The 20,362-nt window shown below is 69.7% G+C and carries 18 protein-coding genes; 10 read left to right on the forward strand and 8 right to left on the reverse strand.

The genetic code is table 11. The features are described 5' to 3' along the window. Positions 1-7 precede the first annotated feature (7 nt). Positions 8-1,363 carry a serine hydrolase domain-containing protein gene (locus ON43_RS29930; RefSeq protein ID WP_040812853.1) on the reverse strand — a complete coding sequence of 452 codons (1,356 nt, stop codon included), beginning with the start codon at positions 1,361-1,363 and terminating at the stop codon, positions 8-10. Positions 1,364-1,596: 233 nt separating this feature from the next. Between ON43_RS29930 and ON43_RS29935 the strand changes: the two genes are divergently transcribed. The 3 genes from ON43_RS29935 to ON43_RS29945 all read left to right on the forward strand — a co-directional run bounded on the left by ON43_RS29935 (position 1,597) and on the right by ON43_RS29945 (position 3,127). Beyond that, a complete protein-coding gene (locus ON43_RS29935; protein ID WP_245568805.1) occupies positions 1,597-2,121 on the forward strand; it encodes a hypothetical protein in 525 nt (174 codons plus the stop codon). 46 nt (positions 2,122-2,167) lie between these two features. Continuing rightward, a complete protein-coding gene (locus ON43_RS29940; protein WP_040812855.1) occupies positions 2,168-2,563 on the forward strand; it encodes an NUDIX hydrolase in 396 nt (131 codons plus the stop codon). 81 nt (positions 2,564-2,644) lie between these two features. After that, positions 2,645-3,127, forward strand: a complete 483-nt coding sequence (locus ON43_RS29945; protein WP_040812856.1) for a hypothetical protein — start codon at positions 2,645-2,647, stop codon at positions 3,125-3,127. 25 nt (positions 3,128-3,152) lie between these two features. Here ON43_RS29945 and ON43_RS29950 read toward each other — a convergent pair whose 3' ends face one another. Then, entirely contained in the window at positions 3,153-4,784 is a 1,632-nt protein-coding gene (locus ON43_RS29950) for an MFS transporter (protein WP_040812857.1), read from the reverse strand. Positions 4,785-4,952: 168 nt separating this feature from the next. Between ON43_RS29950 and ON43_RS29955 the strand changes: the two genes are divergently transcribed. Next, positions 4,953-6,269 (forward strand): TerD family protein, encoded by a 1,317-nt coding sequence (locus ON43_RS29955; RefSeq protein WP_051179434.1) that lies wholly within the window; start codon positions 4,953-4,955, stop codon positions 6,267-6,269. Positions 6,270-6,285: 16 nt separating this feature from the next. On the opposite strand, the gene ON43_RS29960 is transcribed toward ON43_RS29955, so the two are convergent. Then, positions 6,286-6,960 carry a TetR/AcrR family transcriptional regulator gene (locus tag ON43_RS29960; protein WP_040812859.1) on the reverse strand — a complete coding sequence of 225 codons (675 nt, stop codon included), beginning with the start codon at positions 6,958-6,960 and terminating at the stop codon, positions 6,286-6,288. A gap of 184 nt (positions 6,961-7,144) precedes the next feature. Between ON43_RS29960 and ON43_RS29965 the strand changes: the two genes are divergently transcribed. From ON43_RS29965 to atzF, 5 genes are all read left to right on the forward strand, one after another. Next, the gene (locus tag ON43_RS29965; protein ID WP_040812860.1) at positions 7,145-8,695 is read left to right on the forward strand and encodes an amino acid permease; all 1,551 of its coding nucleotides are present in this window, start codon (positions 7,145-7,147) and stop codon (positions 8,693-8,695) included. A gap of 30 nt (positions 8,696-8,725) precedes the next feature. After that, the gene (locus ON43_RS29970) at positions 8,726-9,472 is read left to right on the forward strand and encodes a DUF1989 domain-containing protein (protein ID WP_040812862.1); all 747 of its coding nucleotides are present in this window, start codon (positions 8,726-8,728) and stop codon (positions 9,470-9,472) included. Next, on the forward strand, positions 9,469-10,101 hold the full coding sequence (locus tag ON43_RS29975) for an urea amidolyase associated protein UAAP2 (RefSeq protein WP_040812864.1): 633 nt from the start codon (positions 9,469-9,471) through the stop codon (positions 10,099-10,101). Before ON43_RS29970 ends, ON43_RS29975 begins: the two co-directional genes overlap by 4 nt. A 74-nt stretch (positions 10,102-10,175) precedes the next feature. Beyond that, a complete protein-coding gene (locus ON43_RS29980) occupies positions 10,176-12,110 on the forward strand; it encodes a 5-oxoprolinase/urea amidolyase family protein (protein WP_040812971.1) in 1,935 nt (644 codons plus the stop codon). A 75-nt stretch (positions 12,111-12,185) separates the two neighbouring features. Continuing rightward, positions 12,186-13,799, forward strand: a complete 1,614-nt coding sequence (gene atzF / locus ON43_RS29985; RefSeq protein ID WP_040812865.1) for an allophanate hydrolase — start codon at positions 12,186-12,188, stop codon at positions 13,797-13,799. Between the two features lie 3 nt (positions 13,800-13,802). Here atzF and ON43_RS29990 read toward each other — a convergent pair whose 3' ends face one another. Continuing rightward, entirely contained in the window at positions 13,803-14,645 is an 843-nt protein-coding gene (locus ON43_RS29990) for a patatin-like phospholipase family protein (protein WP_051179435.1), read from the reverse strand. An 87-nt stretch (positions 14,646-14,732) separates the two neighbouring features. After that, complete coding sequence (locus ON43_RS29995; RefSeq protein ID WP_040812867.1) at positions 14,733-15,206, reverse strand: MarR family winged helix-turn-helix transcriptional regulator; 474 nt, start codon at positions 15,204-15,206, stop codon at positions 14,733-14,735. A gap of 110 nt (positions 15,207-15,316) precedes the next feature. Between ON43_RS29995 and ON43_RS30000 the strand changes: the two genes are divergently transcribed. Beyond that, on the forward strand, positions 15,317-16,444 hold the full coding sequence (locus tag ON43_RS30000) for a GDSL-type esterase/lipase family protein (protein ID WP_245568806.1): 1,128 nt from the start codon (positions 15,317-15,319) through the stop codon (positions 16,442-16,444). A gap of 17 nt (positions 16,445-16,461) precedes the next feature. Here ON43_RS30000 and ON43_RS30005 read toward each other — a convergent pair whose 3' ends face one another. The 3 genes from ON43_RS30005 to ON43_RS30015 all read right to left on the reverse strand — a co-directional run bounded on the left by ON43_RS30005 (position 16,462) and on the right by ON43_RS30015 (position 20,341). Beyond that, entirely contained in the window at positions 16,462-17,880 is a 1,419-nt protein-coding gene (locus tag ON43_RS30005; RefSeq protein WP_040812870.1) for a vanadium-dependent haloperoxidase, read from the reverse strand. Positions 17,881-18,020: 140 nt separating this feature from the next. Then, positions 18,021-19,589 carry a hypothetical protein gene (locus tag ON43_RS30010; protein ID WP_040812872.1) on the reverse strand — a complete coding sequence of 523 codons (1,569 nt, stop codon included), beginning with the start codon at positions 19,587-19,589 and terminating at the stop codon, positions 18,021-18,023. Next, positions 19,574-20,341 (reverse strand): ABC transporter ATP-binding protein, encoded by a 768-nt coding sequence (locus tag ON43_RS30015; protein WP_040812874.1) that lies wholly within the window; start codon positions 20,339-20,341, stop codon positions 19,574-19,576. Before ON43_RS30015 ends, ON43_RS30010 begins: the two co-directional genes overlap by 16 nt. Positions 20,342-20,362: the final 21 nt, after the last annotated feature.

The following is a 20,362-nucleotide window of genomic DNA, read 5'->3' on the forward strand; positions in this document are numbered from 1 at the left end:
AACCGAACTAGGGCTGCCGCGGCATCGCGCGGCTGGTGTGGATGAAGCGGGTGCCGTTCTGGCCGACGAGCCCGAAGATGGCATGGCGGCCCTGGATCGGGTCCGCGGTGATCAGCGCGTCGGGGCGCAGCTGGAGCACTTCCCGGCGTTCGGCCACCGGGACGAGTGCGGCCTCGGCGGTGAGCGGCGTGGTGCGCAGCCAGGCGCGGCCGTCGGCGTCCACCTCGATGGCGTGCTCGACCAGGGCCGAGCGATAGCGTCCCGCCACCAGCGCGGCGTCCACCGGTTGGGGTCGCGCGGGCGGCGTTGGCGGCGTGGGCAATCGGATGCCCGCGTACTCCTCGAGCAGATCCCCCACCAGGTCCCGGTACAGCGCCGCCGCGCTGCCGCCATTGGCCAGCAGCGCGATGGCGACGCCCGCGGCGGGCGCGATCCGCAGGTAGGCGTTCTGGCCGAGGGTGCTGCCGTCGTGGCCGAACAATCCGGATCCGGCGGCGTCGAACAGCTGCCAGCCCAGGCCCCAATGGGTGCCGTAGCCGATATCGGGCAGTTCGACGTGCGGGACGGTCATGGCGCGCACCGCCGATTCGGGTATCACCGGGATACCTTCCGCGACACCGTCATTCAGGTGCAGCCGCGCGAATCGCACCAGGTCCCCGGCCGACATCGCCAGCCGCGCACCGGCCGGGGCGTTGGAGGCCGGGAGCGCCCACACCGGCGTGGGCCGCAGCGCTCCGCCCGGGGTGGATTCCAGATGCCCCACCGCCGCCCGGAACAGGATGGCCTCGTCGGCGTCGGCGGCGACCCGGGTCAGCCCGAGCGGCGTCACCAGCCGCTCGCGCAGCACCTCGTCGAATCGCTTGCCGCGCAACACCTCCACGATCCGCCCGAGCAGCACGTAGCCGCTGTTGCAGTAGGAGAACATGGCCCCGGGCCGGTGCACCTGCGCGGCATCGGCGATGGCCGCCACGAATTTCTCCACCGCGTCCGCGCCGCGCCCGGTGTCCAGGAACAGGTCGCCGTCGATGCCGGACGTGTGACCGAGTAATTGCCGGACGGTGATCGCCGCCGCGGCCGATTCGTCCCGCAACCGAAATTCGGCCAGATACTCGCGCACCGGCGCGTCGAGCTCCACCGCCCCCTCGTCGACGAGTTGCAAGATCAGGGCCGCCGTCCAGGCCTTGGTGATCGACCCGATCTGAAACACCGAATCCGTCGTCGCCGCAACACCTGTCGCGATATTCAGTACCCCGGCGGCCGCCTCGAATATCTCCTCCCCGGCCAGTACCGCGACCTGCGCCCCCGGCACCCCGTGCCGCTCGATCGATTCAGCGAGCCGGCGCTCGAGCTCGGCATGCGGCATGGGTGCTCCTGGAAAGTAGCGGGCACCGTAGATTACTTCCTGAGCGATGCCGGGACGAGCGCATTTTTGCCCGCGGTGCCCCGGTTCTCCAGCTCGGCGAACACCTTGGGACCGTCGGCGAGACGATGGACGACCGGATCGACGGGGCTGCGCCTGGACACGCTGACGTCCGGCGCTCTCGGACCTCCGGCACGGGTACATTGCCCGCAGTCGGTTTCGGAGGGCGGATGGCGATGGTGCGAGCTGGCGTGGTGCCGGGGCGGCGGGTGGCCGGGTACGCGGTCGCGGGGTTGGCCGTGGTGGGTGTCGTGTGTGCGGGGACGGTCGGGGTGTTCGGGGTGAATCGTGTGTTCACCGGGTTGTTCTTCGGTGTGGCCGTCGCCATCGCGCTGCTGTTCGCGCTGTTCGGGCGGGACGGGGTCGAGTTGACCGAGGAGCGGATCGTGCGGCGAACGCCGTGGGGCAGTTCGACGCTCGGCTGGGATCGGGTGGTGGCGGGGCGGTTCGCGCTGGGTGAGAAGGGGCGCTGGTCGCTGGCGCTGGATCTCAACGACGGCAGCGAGCCGCATCATGAACTGGTGCTGCTGTCGATTCCGCCGGTCACCGCGCCCATCTCCAGCGCCTACGACATGCGCAAGCGCGAGCAGGTCAACGAGATCCGGACCATGCTGCGGCAGAAGAAGATTCCGGTGACCATCCTGCCGGAGATCGCCGACGCCCTGCAGCGCCACTGGAAGATCGCCCCGCCCACCCGCTGACCGGGCCCGCTAACCCCGCGCTACCGGACCTCGATAGGGTGGACCGGTGATTCGCACCGCCGCGCTGGCTCATATCCGGGATCGGCGCATGCTGCAGACCCGGTCCACCGGCAAGACCGTCTTCTACATGGCGGGCGGGAAGATCGATCCGGGCGAGACGCCGGAGATGGCCCTGCACAGGGAGATTCGCGAGGAGCTGGGCGTGGGTACCATCGCGGTCAGCGAATTGGGAGTGTTCGAGGCCGAGGCCTACGGGCACGCGCCGGGCACGCCGCTGCACATGACGTGCTTCCTCGGTGAGCTGACCGACGAGCCGCGCCCTTCGGGCGAGATCGCCGAACTGCGCTGGTTCACCCTCGACGAATACGCGGCCATGGACGAGGTCGCTCCGGGATCGCTCATGGTCTTCCGCCGCCTGCACGCCCTGGATCTGATCGACTAGCGCTCCCGCGCTGTAACCACCCCGGCTATCCCTGAATGGCAGCTCCGCCAACCGGATTACACCGAATCAAGGGTGATTGCAGTGATCAAACCGCTTACTCTGCTCGCCGCGGCCGCGCTGGCCACGGGCGGCCTCGGCTTCGGCACCGTGGCCGATACCCGCTTCGAATCCGCGTGCCTCTGGGCGGGGGAAGCACATCCGGCGGGTTCACGGGTGGTGGCGGGCGGCTGGGAATTCACCTGCGGCGGTGATGCGGCCGGTCCGCTGTGGATTCGCGGCGGCCGGGGCGGCGCGAGCACGGTGCCGAATCCGGGCGCGGACTCGAATCCGGTGGGCCGCTTCAGCGCCGGGGCCCGCCAGCCGGGCACCGATTACGACGACTACTGCGTGGGCGATCAGCTCATCCCGGGGGTCGAGGACGTCTTCCAGGCGGTGCCGACCAGCGGCGGCCTGCTGTGGAAGTCCGCCGGGCCGGTCTCGCAGTGGACCTTCGATCCCGGTGTGGTGCAACCGAAGTCGTCGACCCGCTCATCAGGTCTGTGTTCGAACGGTCAGCTGCTCTGAGACACTCCGGCTGCCCGGCGACACTTCAGCTGCTCGGCGCCTCGTCGACCGCGACGGACTCGCCGGTGTAGGGCCGGTTCGGGATGAGCGCGGCCGAGGCCAGTCCGACCAGCAGGAACAGCGCCCCGGCCAGCAGCGTGGTGCGGGTCGAGTCGGTGAATGCCCGGGTGAGCGCGTCCAGTACGGCCGTGGCCCCGTGGTGTTCGCGCACCCCGGTGATCGCGCCACCCGCCGATTCGCGCGTGGCGGTGGCCAGGGTGTCGGCGGCGGAATCCGACAGATCCGGCACCTTGGACAGCTGCTTGGGCAGATCGTGGGCCAGCGCCGCCGACAGCAGCGCACCGATCAGCGCGGTGCCGAAGGCCGAACCGACCTGCCGAACCGTGGACTGGGTGGCCGAGCCCTGACCCGAATTCTCCGGCGGCACATCGGCGAGCACGGTCCCGGTGAGCTGCGCCGAGGCCATGCCGAGCCCGATGCCGTAGCCGATCAGCAGCACCGCCAGCCACCAGCCGGAGATGTGCGGGGTGACGAACAGGGCGGTCAGCGCGATCGCCACGGCCTCGAAGGCGAGGCCGAGCTGCACGACGCGCACCGGACCGTATTTGCGCACCAGTCCTTCGGCGATCCCCGCGGCCAGGAACGCGCCAACGGCCATGGCCGCCAGCACATATCCCGCGCCGAGGGTGGACAGCCCGAGCACGTTCACCATGAACAGCGGCAGCACGAACAGCAATCCGAACTCGCCCAGCGCCACCATGAACGCGGTGATATTGCCCCACCGGAAGCTCGGGATCTTGAACAGCGCCGGATCCAGCAGCGCGGACCGGCCGATCAGATTGCGATGCTGCTCCCAGCGGATGAACAGCACCAGCGCGAGCACCCCGAGCGCCAGCAGGATCGGGATCGGCGACACCGGCGCGGTGGCCGGCCAATCCCAGCCCGCCAGCGGGAATTCCCGCAGCGGCTTCCACCAGCCATAGGTCTGTCCTTCGATGAGCGCGAACACCAGCAGCGCGAAACCGATTGCGCTGAGCAGGAATCCGTCCACGTCCAATCCGGGCGCGGCCTTGCCCATCCGGGTCTCCGGCACGAACAGCACCAGTCCGATCAACACCACCGCGCCCAGCGGCAGGTTCACCAGGAAGATCCAGGGCCAGGTGAAGTAGGTGGTGAGCCAACCGCCGAGCAGCGGGCCGACGGCGGCGACACCGGAGATGACCGAACCCCACACCGCGAAGGCGATGATCCGGTCGCGACCCCGGAAGATGGCGTTCATGGTGGCCAGCGTCCCGGGCATGACCCCGGCCGCGCCGATGCCCTGCACGATGCGCCCGAGGATCAGCGGCCACGCGCTGTGCGCCTGCGCGGAGAGCACGCTACCGATCAGGAAGACGATCACCCCGAGGGCGAACATATTGCGCCGCCCGAGCCGATCGCCGAGGCGGCCGCTGGTGATCAGCAGCGCGGCCAGCACGACCGCGTAGATGCTGTTGATCCATTGCGCCTGAGTGAAATTCAGCTGCAGATCATTGATGATGACGGGCAGGGAGACCGCGACGATGGTGCCGTCGAGCACCACCATGGACAGGCCCAAGGCCAAGACACCGAGGGTGACCCACTTCTTGCGACCCAGATCGAGCTGAGCTTCCGTCATCCATCGCTCCTGAACTGCGTCCGAAGAACCCGATGTACCGCGTTAGCCACCAATGTGCGATATGACCGTTCCACAGTCTAGGTCGAGGTGTCCAGGCAGCTAGACATTTGCGGACCGTTCGCCCCGGAACGGCGCCGGTTCGCATCGGATAACTTGGAATCTGTGTCGATGCTGAAGGGTTCCAACGTTCCGGTGACGGCGTCCGAGGTTCGGATCGAACTGGGGTGGCAGACGGGACCCGGGGTGCCCGACGCCGACGCCTCCGCCCTGCTGCTCGCGGGCGGCCGGGTCCGATCGGACGCCGATTTCGTCTTCTACAACCAGCCGCAGCACGCCTCGGGCGCGGTCCGGCATCTCGGTAAGCGGCAGGGCCCGCAGGTGGTCGACGCGCTCGCGGTGGATCTGGCCCGGGTCGAACCGCAGATCGACACCGTGGTGGTGGCCGCCTCCGCCGATGGCGGCACCTTCGCCCAATTCCGCGGCCTGCACGTGCGTTTGGTGGATGTGAACGGCACCGAACTGGCCCGCTTCGACAGCGCGGCCGCCACCTCGGAGACCGCCTTCGTGCTCGGCGAGCTGTATCGCCGCGGCGGCGGCTGGAAGTTCCGCGCGGTCGGCCAGGGCTACGACTCCGGACTGGCCGGACTGGCAACCGATTTCGGCATCTCGGTCAACGAAGCCCCTGCGTCCCAGCCGGTTCCCCCGCAGCCCGCCGCCCCGCAGCCCGCCGCCCCGCAGCAGCCCTTCGCGCCCCCGCGACCTCCGGTTCCCCCGCAGCCGATCGCGCCCCCGCCGCCTCCCATGCCGCCGCAGCCGATCGTGCCGCCCCCGCCGCCCGCGCAGGAGCCGCGCGTCAATCTGGGCAAGATCTCGCTGACCAAGGAGGCCCCGGCGGTCTCCCTGACCAAGCAGGGCGCGACCGGCGGCATCATGCGGGTGAACCTGAACTGGTCGGTCCCGAGTTCGGGCGGGCTGTTCGGTCGCAAGCGCGGCAATGGCGGTCTGGACCTGGATCTATGCGCGTTCTGGGAGCTGACCGACGGCACCAAGGGTTGTGTCAGCGCCCTGGACACCTTCGGCAACCTGCACAAGGCCCCGTTCATCGCCCTGGACCAGGACGATCGGACCGGTGGCAGCGCCGCGGGTGAGAACCTGTCGATCAATCTCGACCACACCGCCGACTTCCGCCGCATCCTGGTGTTCGCCTCGCTCTACGAGGGCGCGCAGGACTTCCGCGGCGTGCACGCGACCGCGACCCTGTTCCCCCGCAATTCACCGCCGATCGAGATGGAAGTCAGCGGCTGCCACGATGATTCGCGCGAGATGGTGCTGGCGCTGATCGAGAACGTGCGCGGCGAGCTGGTGGTGCGCCGCGAGGCCCGGTTCGTGCGACCGCCGGACGGCCGCAAGTTCTGGGGCAAGCTGGCGGTGGACCAGGCCTACGGGTGGGGCCTGAAGTGGGGCACTTCGAAGGGCAAGTCCTGAGCCGCCGCTCGCCGGATCAGTCCTGATCGGGCGGGAACTGGGCCGCCAATTCCAAGGCGGCGGCCCGGGTCTCGGTCAGCGATCCGCTCCAGCACAGCAGTCGCAGGATGGCGTCGGGGATGAGCTGTTCGGCGTACTCCGGCGCCGCGCCCTCGTCGGAACGCATATTGATGACCGACTCCACCAGCCGGAACGGCAGCAGTTCGGCCCCGGCCACGGCCCCGGTTCCGGCCTCGGCGATGACCGCGGCGGAGAGGACCTCGTAATGCCGGCGCAGCGCGTCGCGGCCCTCGCGGAATTTGGCGAACCGGTCGCTGCGCAGCTCGGGTAGCAGATACAGCGCGCCGAGATTCCAGCGGCTGGCCAGCAGCTGGCTGATGTCGAACCAGGCCAGCGCGTACAGCCGCACCGCCGCGGGCTCGGGCCGGTCGGCCAGCTTGCCCGCCAGTTCCAGTGGCGTGCTGACCGTTTCGCCGAGCAGCGCGTCGAGGATGTCGTCCTTGGCGGCGAAGTGGTGGTAGAGCGAGGCCTGCCGGATTCCGACGGCGTCGGCGACCGCACGGGTGGAGGTATTGCCGTATCCGTGACTGGTGAACAACTCGGCGGCGGCGTCGAGGATTTCGGCGCGCGGGGTCTGGCCTGCGCGGCGGCGGGGTTCTAGTCGGGGACGGCCGGGTCCGAGTTGGGTCACGTAGCCATTCTGTCCTATACAGCGGGACGACCTGCGAGGTGAGTTTTCTGTCATTTGACAGAAATACCCGCAACGCAGAAGTTACGCCGGGCCACGGGACGGATACAACGCCGTCACCACAGCGGCGATCGCGAACGGAAAACTTTCAATCGATAGATATTCCCCTCGCGAAAGACTCGCCGCCATGGTTGCCCCCGCCGACGCCATAGTCCCTCCGAGCCCGCCCGACACCTCCACCGACAGTGCCGACCTGGCGCGCTTCGGCTACCAGCCCGTCCTGCACCGCAAGCTCGGCCGCTACGCCTCCTTCGCGGCCGGATTCTCCTTCGTCTCCATCCTGACCACCATCTTCCAGTTCTTCGGCTTCGGTTACGCCTTCGGTGGCGCGGCCTTCTTCTGGACCTGGCCGATCGTGTTCGCGGGCCAGTTCCTGGTCGCGCTGAACTTCGCGGAACTGGCCGCGCGCTACCCGATCTCGGGCTGCATCTATCAGTGGTCGCGCCGGCTGGCCGGGGAGGTGGTCGGCTGGTTCGCCGGCTGGATGATGATCATCGCCCAGGTCGTGACCGCCGCGGCCGCCGCCATCGCGCTGCAGGTGGTGCTGCCCAGCATCTGGTCCGGATTCCAGCTCATCGGCACCGATACCGCGCTCACCTCGCACGACGGGGCCTCGAACGCGGTGCTGCTGGGCAGCATCCTGCTGGTGGTCACCACGGTCATCAATGTGGTGGGCATCGACTGGATGGCGCGCATCAACTCGCTGGGGGTGACCATCGAGATCATCGGCGTGTGCGCGGTGATCGCGGTGTTCTTCACCCACACCGATCGCGGGCCGAGCGTGGTCACCCAGACCGATCAGGCCGCGCCCGGGGCGTACTGGGCCGCGTTCCTGGCCTCCGGATTGATGGCCGCCTATGTCATGGTCGGATTCGATTCCGCCGGTGAGCTTTCCGAGGAGACCAAGAATCCCCGCCACGTCGCACCGCGCACCATCCTCTCGGCGCTGGCGGTGTCCGCGCTGGGCGGCGGGCTGATCCTGCTGGGCGCGCTCATGGCCGCACCGAGCCTGACCGACGGCTCGCTGGCCAGCGGCGGACTCGCCTACGTGATCGAGGCCAAGCTGACCACCGTGCCCGGCAAGATCGTGCTGGCCTGCGTGGCGTGCGCGATCACGGTGTGCACCTTGGCGATTCAGACGGCCGGCTCGCGCCTGCTGTTCTCCATGGCCCGCGACGGGCGGCTGCCGTTCGCGAAGCAGCTGTCGACGGTGCACCCGCGCTTCGGCACCCCGGTATGGCCCGCCGTGGTGATCGGCGTGCTCGGCATCGGCCTGCTCTTGCTGAACCTGGGCAACGGCGCGGTCTTCGCGACCCTGGCCAGCGTCTGCATCGTCATGCTCTACCTCGCGTACCTGCTGGTGACGGTCCCGCTGCTGATCCGCCGGATCAAGGGCTGGCCCGCCGATATCGCCGGTGACGCCGCGGGCACCAAGCTGTTCGCGCTGGGCCGCTACGGCATCGCGATCAATGGCCTGGCCGTGGTGTGGGGCATCGCCATGGCGGTGAACCTGGCCTGGCCGCGCGCCGCGGTCTACACCCCGGCCGGCGGCGGCTGGTGGATGCTCTGGGCCGCACCGCTGTTCGTGCTGCTCACGGTGGCGGTCGGCGTGCTGGTGCACCGGATCGTGACGCCCGCCCGCGGACTGCTCACCGAGCCCGCCGCCCAGATCGCCTGACATTCCATAGATTCCGAGAACGGAGCAGCTATGACCACAGCGAACACCACCGGCGCGCGCGATCACGCGCGGTCCCAGGCGGCCGCGGCCGACCGCAACGGGCCGGAGATACCGACGGGCTTGGATGCCACGAAAGTGACCTTCGCCCAGCGGATTCCGTCCGGTGGTTACGCGAATGTGGTGCTGGCTCGGGGCAGCAGGGTGCGGTTGACCGATCCGCAGGGTTCGGCGTGCGCACACCTGCTGCTGCTCCGTGCCGAATCTCCCTGGGAGCGACTGAATGTCGCGGACACCGTGAAGGTGCCGTGGCAGGCGTACCTGGGTGTGGTCCACCCGCTGCTGTCGGATCAGGGCCGGGTGCTGGCCACGGTGGTCGCGGACTCGTCGGGGCATCACGACACCCTGTGCGGCCCCTCGGCCGTCGCCCGGGCTCGACTGCGGCTGGCCGGGGTCAAGCAGGGGCTGGAACCGCGCGATATCGGGCCGACGGTGTCGTTCTTCCGGGGTGTGCGGGTGGAATCGGATGGGGCGCTGACGGTTACGGGCGGCGCGGGGGCGGGTGCGGCGGTCGAGCTGCTCGTGCACCTGCCGGTGACACTCCTGCTCGCCAATGCCGAGCATCCACTGGATCCGACTCCACCGACCGATCTCGACCTCGTGGTCTGGTCCGCTCCGGAGGAGCTGGCACGCACGCACAGCACCGATCCGGAATATCTGCGCGCGGTGGAGAACACCGAACAGGACTGGCACGCACGCACTCTGGAGACCCTCGCATGAGCACCACAACAAGCACCGCCACCACTCACACCGTCGTGCTGGACGAGACCGTGCCCGCCCGCGCCCCCTGGTCGGCCATCGTGCGCGCCGGGGAACAGCTGGAAATCATCGATCTGCACGGAAATCAGGCCGTGGACTGCCTGCTCTACAACGCCGCCGACCACACCGACCGCTACAGCGCACAGGCCACCATCACCGCGCAGCGCAATATCTTCCTGACCACCGGCAGCGTGCTGCTGACCGAGGCGGGCACCCCGCTCATGACGGTGGTCGCCGACGAGGTCGGCAATCACGACACCGTGGCGGGCGCGTGCTCGCAGGAGTCCAACACCCTGCGCTACGGCCACCACACCCGGCATCAGCACGCGTGCGTGGAGAACTTCCTCGCCGAGGGGCTGAAGTGGGGGCTGGGCAAACGCGATCTGGTGTCGAACATCAACTGGTTCATGAACGTTCCCGTCGAGGCCGACGGCACGCTCGGCATCGTCGACGGCCTGTCCGCGCCGGGCAAGACGATCACGCTGCGCGCCGAGACCGACACCCTGGTGCTGGTCTCGAACTGCCCGCAGATCAACAACCCCTGCAATGGCTTCGATCCGACACCGGTGCGCATGGTGGTGACCCGATGACGGCCGTCCTCCCCGAACTCGACGTGACCGAGAACCCCTCCCCCGCACCGGTTTTCCGGGTCCTGCGGCCAGGAATGCAGACCACCGTGCAGGATTGGCCCGCCCGGGTCGGCTACTGGCACGTGGGTGTGCCGCCGTCCGGGCCGATGGACGATCTCTCGTTCCGGCTCGGCAATCGAGCGCTGGGCAATCCCGAGGGCGCGGCCGGGCTGGAGTGCACGCTCGGCGGACCGGCGCTGCGTTTCGACACCGATACCTGGGTGTGCGTCACGGGCGCGCCGGTTCCCGTCACCGTGAACGGCCGCGCGGTGCGCCAGTGGCGCAGCGTGCTGGTGCCCGCGGGCGGCGTGCTGGATGTCGGCATGGTGCGCGGGCCGGGGATGCGCTGCTACATCCTGCTGGCGGGCGGTATCGAGGTACCCGAATACCTCGGCAGCCGTTCGACTTTCACGCTCGGGAAGTTCGGCGGCGGCACCGGCCGGGCGCTCGCTGTCGACGACGAAGTCGCGCTCGGCGAGCCGGGTCGGGTCACGGCCGGGGTGACCGGCGACGACCAGCCGGTGCTGACCCGCCGCTGGGAGCTGGCGGTCACCGAGGGCCCGCACGGGGCGCCGGAGTTCTTCACCCGCGCCGACTTCGACACCATCATCGGCACCGACTACGAGGTGCATTTCAACTCCGATCGGACCGGTGTGCGCCTCATCGGCCCGAAGCCGGAGTGGGCGCGCCCGGACGGCGGCGAGGCGGGCCTGCACCCGTCCAATATCCACGACACCGCGTATTCCGTTGGCGCGCTGGACTTCACCGGCGATACCCCGATCCTGCTCGGCCCCGACGGCCCTAGCCTGGGCGGCTTCGTCTGCCCGGTGACCGTGGTTGCGGCCGATCGCTGGAAGCTGGGCCAGCTCACCCCCGGCGACAGTGTGCGCTTCGTACCGGTCCGCGCCGATCGCGCGGCCTCGCTGCGGGAGCTCGGGCCCGAGCGCCGGGCCTCCTGGCCGGTGGTGCTGTCCAACGGCGGCGACGGCGATGACGGGGTGCTCGCCCGACGCGACGGCGCGGACACCGCGGTCACCTACCGCCGGGCCGGGAACGACGGCCTGCTCGTCGAATACGGCGATATGACACTGGATCTGGAGCTGCGCGCCCGCGTGCACGCCCTACACCAGGCGCTGCTGGAGCGCTCCGAGCCCGGCATCACCGAGCTGACGCCGGGTGTGCGGTCGCTGCAGGTGCGCAATGATCCCGACCGGCTGCCCACCCGCAGGCTGCTGGATCTGCTCGCCGAGGTGGAGGCCGATCTGCCGTCCGCCGACGAACTGGTGGTCCCCAGCCGCACCGTGCGACTGCCGCTGTCCTGGGACGACCCGTCCACCCGCGAGGCCATCACCCGCTACATGCACGGCGTCCGCGCCGATGCGCCGTGGTGCCCGTGGAATATCGAGTTCATCCGCCGGATGAACGGATTGGACTCCGTGGACGAGGTTTTCGACACCGTCTTCGCCGCCGAGTACCTGGTCCTCGGCCTCGGGGACGTCTATCTGGGCGCGCCGGTCGCCACCCCGACCGATCCCCGCCACCGGCTGGTCACCACCAAGTACAACCCCGCCCGCACCTGGACCCCGGAGAACGCGGTCGGCATCGGCGGCGCGTACCTGTGCATCTACGGCATGGAGGGTCCCGGCGGCTACCAGTTCGTCGGGCGCACCACCCAGGTGTGGAACCACCGGTCGACCGGGATCGGCGAAGATCCCTGGCTGCTGCGCTATTTCGACCGCATCAGCTGGTATCCGGTGAGCGCCGAGGAACTGCTGGACCTGCGTGCCGATACGGCCGCGGGGCGCGGACGGCTGCTGGCCGAGGACGGCGAGTTCCGGCTCGTCGACTACCGGAAGTTCCTGGACGACAATGCCGGGTCCATCGCCGACTTCCGTGCCCGCCAGGCCGACGCCTTCACCGCCGAGCGCAATTCGTGGCGCGAGGCGGGCGAACTCGCCGAAAAGGCCTGACACACCGGGCATTCGCACCCCGCACCACGCGTTCGGCCCCGCACCATCGTCTCCGACCCTGATCGAGGAGTTCTCATGACCACGTGGATCCACCGACGCGCCGAATCCGAGGTTGCGGCCGAGATCGCCACTGCCACAGGAGCTCTGGCCGGATTGCTCCTGGCCGTGAAGGACAATGTGGATGTCGCCGGGCTGCCCACCACTGCGGCCTGCCCCGACTTCGCGTACACCCCAGATCGGGATTCAGCCGTCGTCGCCGCACTGCGGGCGGCCGGTGCGGTGGTGGTCGGCAAGACCAACCTCGATCAGTTCGCGACCGGATTGGTCGGGACCCGCTCCCCCTACGGCGTCGTCGAGAATGCCTTGCGGCCCGGATATGTCTCGGGCGGTTCGAGTTCCGGGTCGGCGGTCGCAGTGGCGACCGGCGAGGCGGATATCGCCATCGGCACCGATACCGCCGGTTCGGGGCGCGTCCCGGCGGCCTTCCACGGGCTGGTCGGCATCAAACCGACGGTGGGGGTGGTCTCGACCGAGGGCGTGGTGCCCGCCTGCCGGTCGTACGACTGCGTCACCATCTTCGCGGCCGACCTGCGCTTGGCCAATCGGGCCATGGGCGTGCTGGCCACCGGCGCGGCCACTCGACCCTGGCCCGCCGATACCCGACTGGCAGCCCCACCGCAGCCCGTCGTGGCGATCTTCAGCGACCTACCCGATCTGGATCCACTGTGGCACAGCGCCTTCGAGCGGACCGTGGCACGACTGCGCGATCAGGGCGCGACCATCGTGGAAGTCGATCCGGCCCCGTTCCTGGCAGCCGCCAAGCTCCTGTACAACGGCGCGCTCGTCGCCGAACGCTATTCGGCGGTCGGTGAATTCGTGGACACCCACCCCGAATCGGTCGATCCCACAGTCGGTTCCATCATTCGCGCCGCACGCGACCTGCCCGCGCACCGCCTGGTCACCGACCTGGCCGCGCTGGAGAACCTGCGCGCCACCGCCATGGCCAGCCTCGAAGGCGTCGATGCCCTCCTGACGCCGACCGCCCCCATCCACCCGACCATCGCCGAGGTCGCCGCCGACCCCATCGGCGTCAATTCCCGTGTCGGGACCTACACCAACTTCTGCAACCTCTTCGACCTCTGCGCGGTGGCGGTCCCCACGGAGGAGCCGTATTTCGGCGTGACGGTACTGGCCCGCGCGTTCGAAGACGCGGTCGCGCTCGACATCGCCGCACTGATCACCGGCACGCCGCTCGGACCGGAAGAACAGGTCTGGCCCGCCGCTGTCGCCGAGGCCCAGGATCTGATCGTCTTCGGCGCACACCTGCGCGGTCAGCCCCTCGAACATCAGCTGACCACGCTCGGTGCCCGCTGGTGCGGTCCTATCGAAACCGCTCCCTATTACCGCCTGGGCGCACTCGACACCGTCCCGCCCAAACCGGCCGTAACCCGGGTCCCCGCAACCGAATCCGGGTTCGCGATCGCCGGGGAACGCTGGCTGCTCTCCCCCGCCGCCCTGGGCCGCTTCCTCGCCGCCCTGCCCGCCCCCATGCAGCTCGGCGCCGTCGAACTGGCCGACGGCAGCTGGCACACCGGTTTCGGCTGCACCGGCGCGGCCGCCGAATCCGCCAAGGACATCAGCGAATACGGCGGCTGGCGAGCGGCGCTGGCGGCCGGTGCGGTGGGCTGAGGGTCAGTCCCGCCAGAGCGCGCCGATGCGTTCCGCGTCCGCCTTGCCCTGGGCGCGACCGGCTTCCAGCGCCGGAACGCGGGTGGCGGAGTCGAGGGGGTTGACTCCGAAGGCGGTGATGGCCGCTTCGTCGGGTGCGATCACCTCGACCCGTGCTCCGGCCGCGACCAGTCCCGATACCTGCGCGTCGAGTTCCGCGTCCGGCATGGGCGCGATGATCAGGACCCGCGGATAGCCAGTCGCGAGGTCGGCATTGACCGAAGTCCGCACGCCGCCATCGGTGTAGCGCACGCCGTCCACGGTGGCGCACGGCCACACCATCGGCACCGCGGAACTGGCCGTCACCGCGTCGACCAGCGTGACGCCGGAATCCTTGTCGAACACCCGCAGCTCGCCGGTCTCGGCGTTCACGGCCGTGATCCGCAGTGCCCGCGCGGGCCAGTCGTGCTCGGGCAGCCGGGACTCGATGACGGCGCGGCGCTCGGGCTCGGGCACCGACTCGGCGGCCAGCGCCAGCGCACCGATGCGCCGGCGCCGCTCGACCGAATCCACCGGCAGTTCCTCGATGGTCGCCCCGAGCTGCTCCCACAGCCCCGCGAACTTCTCCATGGAGGGCACGATCTCGCGGCTCTGCACCGCCGGATCCACCTGCCGCCGAACCAGTTCCGCGATCTCGACGCCGCTGCCCAGCTGGGCCGCCACATTGGATCCGGCCGAGGTGCCCTGCAGCAGATCCGCCTCGGTCACATCCACGCCCGCATCCGCCAGTCCGGCGACAATGCCCGTGGCCCACGCGATTCCGGCCACTCCCCCGCCGCCGAGGACCAGCGCACGTTCGGTCGTCATACCCGTTCCCACTTTCTCACCGCTCGAAAGACACCCTGCGGTCTGAAAACTACCGGCTCAACGGGGGAAACGGCGGCCGTGCGGCGATCATTCCGTCACGTGGGTGGCCTGGGGGTTGGTGGCGTCGCGGATCACGCGCAGTCCCGCGGTGAGGTCCTCGAGTTGAGTCGGGGTGAGCAGTCCGGTGAACCAGCGCTCGACGCCCTCCAGATACGCGGGCAGCACGCGGGCCACGCGGGTGGCGCCGGCGGCGGTGAGGACGGCGTAGGAGCTGCGGCGGTCACCCGGATCGGCCTCGCGCCGCACGAAGCCATTGCGCTCCAGGCGATCCACCAGCCGGGTGACGCCGCTGGTGGACAGGCTGGTCTGGGTCGCCAGATCCGTCATGCGCAGCTTGCGGCCGGGTGAACGGCTCAGGCGCATCAGGGCATTCAGGTCGAGACCGGAGAGTCCATTGCTCTTCCAGGTCTCCTCCAGCCGGGCGACGAGCCCGTCGTGAGCCTCGTAGAGCAGTCCCATGGCGGTCAGCCTGGGGTCGTCGAAGAGATGCTTGGGATCCACGCTGACCAGCCTAAACCAAACGCTTTCAGTGGGGATAGTTGACACGCGGAATATTTGGGATATCTTGTTGTCAACGCAATATTCCGCAGTGCAACTAAATGGAGGTTCCGATGACGACGCAGCTTTGGGTGGCGGGATACCGTGCGCCGCTGGTGAATCCGGCCGAGGTGATCAAGCTCGCCGAGCCGCGCACCTTCACCGGCGAGACCGTCCGCCAGCCGGTGCGGGTGGCCGGGACCGGGTCGTCGGTGCGGCTGCTGCTGACCAATCGATACGGCACGGAGGAGCTGGTGATCGGCGCGGCCCGGATCGCGGTCCGCAAGTCGGGCGGCGAGATCGTGGCCGAGACCGATACCGAGGTGCGGTTCGCGGGGTCCGCGTCGACCCGGATTCCGGCCGGGGCCGACGCGGTCAGCGATCCGGTGGACTTCGCCGTCGAGGCGGGCGCCGAACTGGCCGTCAGTGTGTACCTGCCGGAGTCGGCGCGGCCGGCCTTCGCGCAACTCCCGGTCGAGAACGCCTGGATCAGCACCGGCGATCGGACGGGCGACGCTGCACCGTCCGATGCCGAGGAAACCGTCGGGCGGTTCTTCCTCACCGGAATCGACGTCGCTGTCGATTCCGCGGCTCCGGTGCTGGTGGCCTTCGGCGACTCATGGTTCGAAGGCTTCGGTTCCACCCACGGCGCGAACCGGCGCTCGGTGGATGTGCTCAACGAGCGGCTGACCACCGGGTGGGCGGTCAATCAGGGCATCGGCGGCAACCGGCTGCTGACCGACGAGATCGGCGAGCACGGCCTGGCCCGGTTCGAACGGGACGCGCTGTCGGTGCCGGGTGCCGCGGCCGTGTGGGCCAACTTCGGCATCAATGACCTGATCCTGGCCGGGACCGCCACCGCCGAGCAGCTCATCGCGGGCTTCACCGCGCTGGCCGAGCGGGCGCACGCGGCGGGACTTCCCATCTACGCCAACACCATCGGGCCGTTCGGCGGTGCGATCTACCCGGGTCTGGCGGTGGCCGAGGGCATTCCGGTGCGGCGGGCGGTCAACGAGTGGCTGCGCTCCACCGAGGTGTTCGACGGCGTCTTCGATGTGGCGGCGGCGGTGGAGAATCCGGAGGATCCGGACTTCATCCGGCCCGACCTCGACAGCGGGGACGGTATGCACCTCAATGACGCGGGCGCGCGGGCCATGGCGGAGGCGGTGGATCTCACCGTGCTGCCGGCGGTGTTCCGCTGAGTACCGCGCCGGCGGGATCATGGCAGCCGCGGCCCGGCGGCCTGATCCTGCCGTAATCCGCCGGCCCACAGGTCATCCGCCACATCGCGGCCCAGCCGCACGCCACCGACGTTCTGTGACAGGTCCATGTGCCCGGCCGGATCGGTGGCATAGGCGTCGAAAGACCAGGCCACACCGAGGAATACGCGGCTGCGGGCATTCTCCTCCATCATCTGCCACAGGCCGCCCGGGAAGCGGCGGACATGGCGGGGACGCTGGACGCCGTGGTTGTCGGTGGTGCGGCCGTCGAGTTCCTCGGAGACGAAACCCATACCGTCGGCAAGGATGTCGGGGCCCTCGGCCGCCACATCGTAGTAGCGGCGAATGGTTTGCAGGGCCGCGCCGCCGAGGGCAGCATGCGCGGAGGGATAGGCCGGGGAGGGCGGGGTGAAGTTGGCCGCGATCTCATTGCTGCGGGGTGCGCCGTACGGCAGCCAGCCCGGATCGCAGTCGGCGTCGAGGCCGGTGCCCGGCACCGCCTCCGGGCCCAGCGTCGGATCGAATTCGCGGATGCCCAGGACGGGCCGCCAGAGGTTGTGCCGGTATTTGTCGTCCCAGCACAGGATCGCGGCGTCTGCCAGGGCGGTGTTGACCAGGGCGAACAGCCGGGCGTTCTGTTCCACGTCATTGCCGCGGGCGACGGCGATCTCACCGGTGATGCGGTTGAACAGGCGCGGCAGGCTGCCGAGCTGCTTCGCGCCGTCGTAGGCCCAGAACAGGCCGCGCAGGGTCTCGTCGGTGGTGCGGGCGGGCCAACCGGCGGGCAAGCTCGCCATCGATTCGGCGGCAATGCCTTTGGCTCGGACCTCGCGCAGGGCGGCCAGGTAGCGGGGGTCGTTGTCCTTGGGCGGCGGGTCGAGGGTGTAGCGGCTGGTGACCGCGAAGCAGCGTGAGCGCGCGCCGTACCGCGGTGCGTAGTAACCCTGTTTCGGGTTGACCGGGTCGGGGCGGTGACCGGGCGGGGCGGTGTCGGGGGTGTAGTCGGTATCGCTCAGATTCGGGTCACCGGCGCGGGCCTTGAGGATCGCGCGGCCGACGGCCTGCCCGTGGGTGCTGCCGCGGCCGGTGCCCGGCCCGCGTAAACCGGCCTCGCGCAGGGCCTTGTCCAGTCGCGGGGTCTGCGTCGGATAGAGCACGGACAGCGTGGTGTGGGCGGCCACGGCGATGGCGGCATCGGGCGCCGCGCCATTGGACGCCACCGGCGGGGTGGTCAGCCAGGTGCCGTGCGGTGCACCGAAAATGCTGAAGAGGGCATCGTGCATGGCCAGGTGCACCATGGCCAGGGCACGAGAACTGCCGGCCGGACCGCGGGACCCGCGTTCCACGGGTTTGATATCGGTGTGCGCCATGCGGTCCGACTCCAGCGCCACCGCGTTCCAATACAGGATTTGATCCACTTTCGCTGTCTCCCAGAGATTTTTCGAGAACTGCGCTCGCGGCATCCAGCATCGGACTCGGATCGGGAGAACTCCGCAGTAGTGGGCTACCCGAATTCCGGGGCTGGATCGACCTCATTGCGAGTAGCGGCGCGTCTCGGTCAGCGCGGCTTCACCTCGGCCAGCAGTTCGGGGCCGTGCGACTCCAGGCGGAGGGTGGCCCGGCGGATTCCGATTGCTGTGGCGGCCACGCCGAGCAGCAGACCGACCGGTAGGGCTGCCCATTGGAGCAGTGAATTGTGCAGGGCCGCACCGACTCCCAGGATTACCAGCACCGGGATGGACGCCAGCAACTGAACGATGCCCACCACGAACTGCATGAGGATCTTCGCGCAGCCCGGATTGCCATTGCCCGCGAAGGGATTGCCGCGCTGGGGCGGGAGCGCGAAGGCGGCATGCGTGGACAGGAACACCACACCTCCCGCCCCCACCCCGAGCAGCACCGGAAGCGTCGACACCGCCCACGGGTACATCTCGGCGTGCCCGGTGGCGCCGGGCAGGATGAGGGTGGCGAGCACCGACACCGGGGCGACCAGCAGCAGCCACGCGTAGGCGCGGCCACGCACATCCGGGCGGGCCGCGCCCGGGATCACCAGGGTCTGCCAGACGGCGGTGCCGTCGAAGCCGTAGAGGTTGGTGCTGGACATGGTGGCCAGCCAGACCACGAAAGCGCCGGAGAACGGGACGGTTTGGATGCCGTTCGCGCGAATGGTCAGGAAGAACGGCAGCACGAAGCCGACCAGCAGCAGCGGCAGCAGGGCCGCGCGGCGGCGGCCGTCGCGCCACCAGGTGCGCAGTTCCTTGGTGACCATCGCGCCGACCGGGGTGGCGGGGATGACCCGATCCAGCAGGCCGCCACCGGTATCCACGATCTGGCCGGCCGGGGCGGGCGGGGTGGTGAGCCGCCGGCCCAGCAGGACCGCCCAGGCCTGCCACAGCAGGACGGCGAGCAGGGCGAGACCGGCGAGCGGCAGCAGAGCGAGCGGATAGCTGCCCCGCGAGGCGAGCTCCACGGCGTAGGGAGCCCAGCCCGACGGCACCGCGCGCAACGCCACCGACAGGCTTCCGGTATCGCTGTCCAATTTCGGGCCGAGGGTGCCGATCAGCAGATTCAGTGGGTAGTAGGCCAATCCGATGAGCGCCGCGAACAGCACGCCGATGTCCCGGCCGCGCCGCGAGCGCATGGCCGCGCCCAGCCAGGCCACCACCACCCGCGACAACATCACCACGAACAGCAGCTGGAGCACCGCGCCCAGCGCCGCGATTCCCATGGGGCCCAGGCCTTCCGGGGCGGCCAGCAGGACCAGTCCGCCGAAGGCGATCAGGTTGACGATCGGGGCCGGTCCGACGAAGGCGGCGGCGGCCAGACCGTAGGCCAGTTGCCGAGTCGTCAAGGGCAGCAGGCGGAATTGCTCCGGCTGCAGGGTCTCATCGCTGCTGCCGGTGAGCACCGGGCCGCAGATCCACCCGAGGGTCCAGGCCGCGAACAGGGCCGCGGCGATGGTGACGCCGCCGTGCAGGGTCTCATGGGCGGTGGCGATGAGCACCGCGGTGATGCCCGCGGCGATGAGCCCGAAGATGCTGCCCATCCAGAAGTTCAGTGCCGCACGGCCTTCGTGCATGTGCCGCCTGGTGATCACCAGGCGCATGCGGATCAGGACGCCAACCACGACAGGCCCTCCTCGCCGCCCACGCGGCCGCCGACGAATCGCACGAAGGCCTCTTCCAGGGTGCCGTCGCCGCGGACCTCGGCGAGCGTGCCGCCCGCGACCACCCGGCCGCGATTGATGACGGCGACCCGGTCGCACATGCTCTCGACCAGGGCCATGACGTGGCTGGAGAGCACCACCGAGCCGCCCGCGGCCACGAAGCGTTGCAGGATGGTGCGGATGGTGCCGGCCGAGACCGGGTCCACCGCCTCGAAGGGTTCGTCCAGGACCAGCAGTTTCGGTGCGTGCAGCAGGGCGGTGGCGAGGCCGATCTTCTTGCGCATACCGGCCGAATAGTCCACCACCACGGTGTTTTCCGCGTCGGTGAGTTCGAGGACGGTCAGCAGTTCGTCGGCGCGGCCGACCACGGTCGCCTTGTCCATGCCGCGCAGCAGGCCGGTGAAGTTCAGCAGTTCCCGGCCGGTCAGGCGTTCGGGCAGGGCCAGGCCGTCGGGCAGGACGCCGACCGCGGCCTTGGCGCGGACCGGGTCGGACCAGACGTCGGTGCCGAAGATGCGCGCGGTGCCCTGGTCGGGGCGCAGCAGGCCGACCGCCATGGAGAGGGTGGTGGTCTTGCCCGCGCCATTGGGGCCGACCAGGCCGAAGAAGGAGCCCGGTGGCACCTTCAGGCTCACGCCGTCGACCACCCACGGTCCCCCGAACCGCTTGTACAAGCCGTCGAGGTCGAGCGCCAGTTGCCCATTGGTCGTCATTGCCCCTCCTCGGGCGCACGC

Origin of the sequence: Nocardia concava NBRC 100430 (assembly GCF_000308815.1) — a bacterium.
Lineage (GTDB): Bacteria > Actinomycetota > Actinomycetes > Mycobacteriales > Mycobacteriaceae > Nocardia > Nocardia concava.

Excerpts from the sequence above, each read along its gene's own strand:
- ON43_RS29955 (WP_051179434.1), top strand. The coding sequence starts at position 4,953 with ATGCTGAAGGGTTCCAACGTTCCGGTGACGGCGTCCGAGGTTCGGATC.
- ON43_RS29980 (WP_040812971.1), top strand. The coding sequence starts at position 10,176 with ATGCAGACCACCGTGCAGGATTGGCCCGCCCGGGTCGGCTACTGGCAC.
- atzF (WP_040812865.1), top strand. The coding sequence starts at position 12,186 with ATGACCACGTGGATCCACCGACGCGCCGAATCCGAGGTTGCGGCCGAG.
- ON43_RS29950 (WP_040812857.1), bottom strand. The coding sequence starts at position 4,784 with ATGACGGAAGCTCAGCTCGATCTGGGTCGCAAGAAGTGGGTCACCCTC.
- ON43_RS29990 (WP_051179435.1), bottom strand. The coding sequence starts at position 14,645 with ATGACGACCGAACGTGCGCTGGTCCTCGGCGGCGGGGGAGTGGCCGGA.
- ON43_RS30000 (WP_245568806.1), top strand. The coding sequence starts at position 15,317 with ATGACGACGCAGCTTTGGGTGGCGGGATACCGTGCGCCGCTGGTGAAT.
- ON43_RS29970 (WP_040812862.1), top strand. The coding sequence starts at position 8,726 with ATGACCACAGCGAACACCACCGGCGCGCGCGATCACGCGCGGTCCCAG.
- ON43_RS30015 (WP_040812874.1), bottom strand. The coding sequence starts at position 20,341 with ATGACGACCAATGGGCAACTGGCGCTCGACCTCGACGGCTTGTACAAG.
- ON43_RS29975 (WP_040812864.1), top strand. The coding sequence starts at position 9,469 with ATGAGCACCACAACAAGCACCGCCACCACTCACACCGTCGTGCTGGAC.
- ON43_RS29965 (WP_040812860.1), top strand. The coding sequence starts at position 7,145 with ATGGTTGCCCCCGCCGACGCCATAGTCCCTCCGAGCCCGCCCGACACC.
- ON43_RS29935 (WP_245568805.1), top strand. The coding sequence starts at position 1,597 with ATGGTGCGAGCTGGCGTGGTGCCGGGGCGGCGGGTGGCCGGGTACGCG.
- ON43_RS29930 (WP_040812853.1), bottom strand. The coding sequence starts at position 1,363 with ATGCCGCATGCCGAGCTCGAGCGCCGGCTCGCTGAATCGATCGAGCGG.